The sequence below is a fragment of the Staphylococcus sp. GDY8P198P genome (assembly GCF_017891615.1).
Lineage (GTDB): Bacteria > Bacillota > Bacilli > Staphylococcales > Staphylococcaceae > Staphylococcus > Staphylococcus cohnii.
Genome location: NZ_JAESJQ010000014.1, coordinates 1 through 4,580 on the forward strand (window position 1 = coordinate 1; position 4,580 = coordinate 4,580).

The following is a 4,580-nucleotide window of genomic DNA, read 5'->3' on the forward strand; positions in this document are numbered from 1 at the left end:
TTATTGACGTTGAGCCTCGGAACCCTTAACAATCCCAAAACTTGTCGAATGGTCGGCTTAATAGCTCACGCTATGCCGACATTCGTCTGCAAGTTTAGTTAAGGGTTCTTCTCAACATCAATAAATTTTCTCGGCATAAATGCGTGGTCTAATCATGAAATCTTGCTCTAATCCATTCATACAAGCCAATAAATAATCCTATAGCGAATATATAAGGCAAACCATAAGCAATATACCAAACAAATGTCATAAAGCCCTCAGACGCTCTTATTTTGCTTGCTATGGCTTTCTGTAATACATCTACATGCAAGAAACTCATAAAATCACTGCCTATGGTCATAATTAAAGCAAATAACATAAAGACTAATAACATAGCCCCAATACCTGTAAATAATTGCTTTTGTCTTTTTTTATAGTGTTCATGTGACGCTCTTACTTCTTGCAACATACGGTCATTTTCTTCTCGTACTCTGTAAATATCTCTGCCTAATATATCTTTTAATTCTTCTGTATCAACCTGTTTTAATTTTTCTTGAAGTACATCTACAAAATCATTACGAATCTTTAAGCTTTTATCTCGAAATTCCTTCGTTGCCTCTTTCAATTCGGACGTTGTTTCCTTGTGTTCTTTCTCTCTGATTTTCTGATTCTCTTGTATCTCTGCTAGATATTTTACGATTAGCTTGTTTTGTCTCTTGAGCTCGTTCAACTCTTCGTTGTTTAAGTTGCTCTGTGTGTTGCTCGACTGCGTCCCAGTTGACCTTAAATCCGTCTGCATATTCGGATTCTCTTTGTTGTTCTTGATGTCTTTCATGCTCATAGTCAATCGCCCCTTTTTCATAATCTGAACCTAGCATTCGTCCACGCACCCATTTATTTGCATTTTCAGGCTTATATGAGATTGTTTCGCCACGAAGCTTAACTTCTACCCCTTTTTCTTCTAAATGCTCTGAAAACGTCTCTAAATTGCTTGTATGTGCTTTTGCATTTTCAATCAACTCCCGCAATTCATCTTTCCAAGAATATTCTTCTCTATCAAACACAATGCCTTTTTCTGCTTGTGTATATCTCATTTTTGCAGTGCCACGTTCTGTCACACTCAAACCATGTTCACGACAGACATTGTCATTTTCTTTTTTGACTAAATCACGTTGCTTTTTATTACTTTGATATTTCTTTCCAGTTTCTAGATCAACTGAATTAATCACAATATGATTATGATAATGGTCTTTATCTGTATGCGTATAAACAGCTACTTGATGATTAGGTGCTATTTTTTCTGCAAGTTCTAAGCCTAGTTGATTACATTGTTCTGGTGTTACTTCGCCAGGTTTAAAAGACTGGATAACCGTATGTGCTTGAATTCCATCTTCTTTGCCATACAAAGCTCTTGTTTGTTTAAAAGCCGATTTTGCATAGTCTACGTCACAATTCAAACCACTTTTTTCTTCTGCACGTTTCTCTGCGTAATTAATTGCTCGACTTGCCGATTTGGTATTACCTAATTTAGTTGTTGCCATATCTCATCAAGCCTTTCACGTACTGCGTTGATGTTTCTATCCAAAGCCTTATAATCTGGATTTTCATGTTGATGTTGATTGCAATATTTAGCAATCTGATTCACATTCGCACCCAACTTACTTAAATCTTTGGCAATCGATTGTCGCGTCTCTTTATCAAATTTGGGCGCTACCAATCGACTACCATGTGCCTTTTTCTTAACAAAATTCGGCACACTCATATTCAAAGTTTCGGCAGATGACCTTAACTTTTCATATTCGGATTCGCTCACTCTGAAACTAATTTGTTTTGGCTCTTTGCGGTTGGGTTTTCGGTTTTCCCCAACAGACAAATCGCTAGCCAAATTATTATCATGATCACTCATTCAATCCCACCACGTTTCTTCGAAATATATGACTTTCTATATTTGTAGATTATATGATAATCAACAAAATTTCAAGTAATAATGTGGTTTGGCAAGCGTCGTATATTCTAGCCACTTCGTTCTGAATATACCGGCTTGCTGGGATTAATCCCAGACCCTTTATGTTTTTGCTAACGCAAAAAATGAGTGGCAAAATGCTAGCCACTCATAGTTCAAAACCAAATTCAAAATCAAAACAAAAGCAACCAAAAATGTGGTTGCTAATAAAATTAATTCTCATAATTATTACGAATAAAATTCTCAATATTTTTTTCGTAATTTGGATAGTTATAATTTCCTAAACAACTTACTTTATTTGAATAATATTTAAATAATTCACAACAAAGCTTAAAAGATTGGTATGTCTTTCTATATCCATTCATCTCAAAAGTAGCTAAAAACATATTGAATTCTTTATCAGTTAAATATTTGTTTATAAACTTATAATTCTTTCCTAAACTAAAATCAAAACCCCTATTAAAGCCAATATACCAAGAAATCATTCTTAATAATTCAGGACGTAAAATATTATTGAAGTGATCTAAAGCAAATAATATTTCTCTTCTAAAAACACCCTTTGCTACATACGTTGAGACACTCCAAAACTCATTACAGCAATCATAAAATTCTCGTTCTGTTGGTTTTTTTAACCAATAATTTGAGTCATCTGGAACAATTTCTTGAGTTACTAAATTATCTTTATCAACTAAAATTTTTACAAGACCATCAGAATCACTAAAATAACGATTTAAATCTTTTAAATTAATTAATGTAATATCCATTTTTATGCCATCTTTAAAATACATTATATAACTGTAACCATAATCTAAATCAGGTGGGAATAATTCCATATCTTCTGGTTTCTGTATAAACAATAATTCTCCAAATAAACTTAACCAACTTTCTTCATGTGTGAAACACTCAATATCTGATACGAAAAAAGCAAAATCATAATCTTGAAACTTATCTTTTTTTATATTTTCATTAGTTCTTGAACCCTCGAGAGCAATAATTTTTACATTGCTTCGTTGATAAGCAAATTCAGAAACTAAATTTAAAATTTCTTTTTCAGTCCTCATTGTTTTTTCACTTCCAAAATCTAAATTCACGCTGCCAAAATTCAATCTGCTTTTGCAATTGTTTTTCATTCTCTTTTAAAGTCAATTTCATTAAGTCCGTTAAATCAATTTCTGAAATACTTTTTAACATTTCTCTGTATTTATTTTTTGTACGTCTTTCTAATTTACCCCATGTACTTTCTTCATGAATTAGCATATAAATCATTGCTTGGTCTTTTACTTTTTCTAAACTAGACCAATCTGGTTTCAAAATATGTAAATCATTAAAACAATCGTTCCAATAATCAACCATATCTCTTTTTAATTCAATTTCTACACGCCATAAGTGTTCAGACATAACTTCAATGTCTGCATTATCCTTACGTTCTTGTTTTTTATTATAAATTCTAATAAATCTATCACTGTCACGAACACCAAAATATTTTGTTTCTGGTTTACCGTTACGACCATAAAAAATAGTTTTCTTAACTGATTTATCAGTCATCGCATAATAATCGCTCAAATCGTCTTCAAAATCAAAAGCCAAATCTAATCTTGTAAAACCATCATCTTCCATGTAGTCAATGATGTTTTGTTTTAACCAAAGCATTTCTTCATGCGTAAGTTTATTAGGATTAAATTCAACACGCATATTACGTCTATCCCACGCATCTGCTTTTACTTTATCATATTCGATGTAAACTTTTTCTTGTAGAGCCTTAGCTTTAAATTTGGTTTGTAATATATCCCAAAGTCTAATTTGTGGCGCAATACTCATAAATTCAGACAGTTTGTGAGCATTGTTCTTATTAAGATTCCCAACAATTGTCATAGCATCAAAGTGTAATTTTGGTTCGGGGGTGTACATAATATGTCGGTTTAACCGGCTATTAGAGTAGCCGGTTTTAGAAAAATTGTCTAAATCGTGATTTTCCAAATGATTTGAATGATTTGCATGATTATTTTTATACATAAAAAATCGACTCCTTAATTTAATTTAAGAAGTCGCTCACCCGAATATATATCTTGAAGAATAAACTAATATCGTTTAATATCTAGATATACAAAAATTAATAAAACATAACTCTTTATATTTTATTTAGGTAAGTCGCATTCACAAACTTTGGTAGGGGCGTGAGCGACTTCTTTTTATTTGTTTATAAATATAACACTATCAAAAGACTTGGTCTAATTAGATCAGGTCTTTTTTTTATTTAAGCATTTGTATTATCTGGTAAATAGTTAAAACTACTAAAACACCAAGTACATACTTACTTGTTATAAAATTCTCAAAGGCTTCTCTGAATTTCATTTCTTCAACTCCTTTTATTGCTTTATTCCAATTGCTTTATTGACGTTGAGCCTCGGAACCCTTAACAATCCCAAAACTTGTCGAATGGTCGGCTTAATAGCTCACGCTATGCCGACATTCGTCTGCAAGTTTAGTTAAGGGTTCTTCTCAACATCAATAAATTTTCTCGGCATAAATGCGTGTTCTTTTCTTGTCTACCCAGTAGACAAAGTAGACCCAACTGTTATTGCTTTACAGGTCTATTTTTCGTCGTTATAATCTAGTTAAATCCCGTAAGGGCGCACTT

At 32.4% G+C, this 4,580-nt stretch carries 5 protein-coding genes; all 5 read right to left on the minus strand.

The genetic code is table 11. The annotated features are described in order from the left end of the window. Positions 1–148: 148 nt before the first annotated feature. The gene (locus tag KA824_RS10305) at positions 149–604 is read right to left on the minus strand and encodes a DUF334 domain-containing protein (protein ID WP_150821994.1); all 456 of its coding nucleotides are present in this window, start codon (positions 602–604) and stop codon (positions 149–151) included. Continuing rightward, on the minus strand, positions 573–1,520 hold the full coding sequence (locus KA824_RS10310; RefSeq protein ID WP_181187318.1) for a relaxase/mobilization nuclease domain-containing protein: 948 nt from the start codon (positions 1,518–1,520) through the stop codon (positions 573–575). The genes KA824_RS10305 and KA824_RS10310 overlap by 32 nt, the downstream gene beginning before the upstream one ends. Beyond that, complete coding sequence (locus tag KA824_RS10315) at positions 1,502–1,885, minus strand: plasmid mobilization protein (RefSeq protein ID WP_181187317.1); 384 nt, start codon at positions 1,883–1,885, stop codon at positions 1,502–1,504. Before KA824_RS10315 ends, KA824_RS10310 begins: the two co-directional genes overlap by 19 nt. 269 nt (positions 1,886–2,154) lie before the next feature. Continuing rightward, positions 2,155–3,003, minus strand: coding sequence for a streptomycin adenylyltransferase Str (str, locus tag KA824_RS10320; RefSeq protein ID WP_031795436.1), 849 nt, complete (start codon positions 3,001–3,003; stop codon positions 2,155–2,157). Positions 3,004–3,010: 7 nt separating this feature from the next. Next, entirely contained in the window at positions 3,011–3,955 is a 945-nt protein-coding gene (locus KA824_RS10325) for a replication initiation factor domain-containing protein (protein WP_181187316.1), read from the minus strand. Positions 3,956–4,580 lie beyond the last annotated feature (625 nt).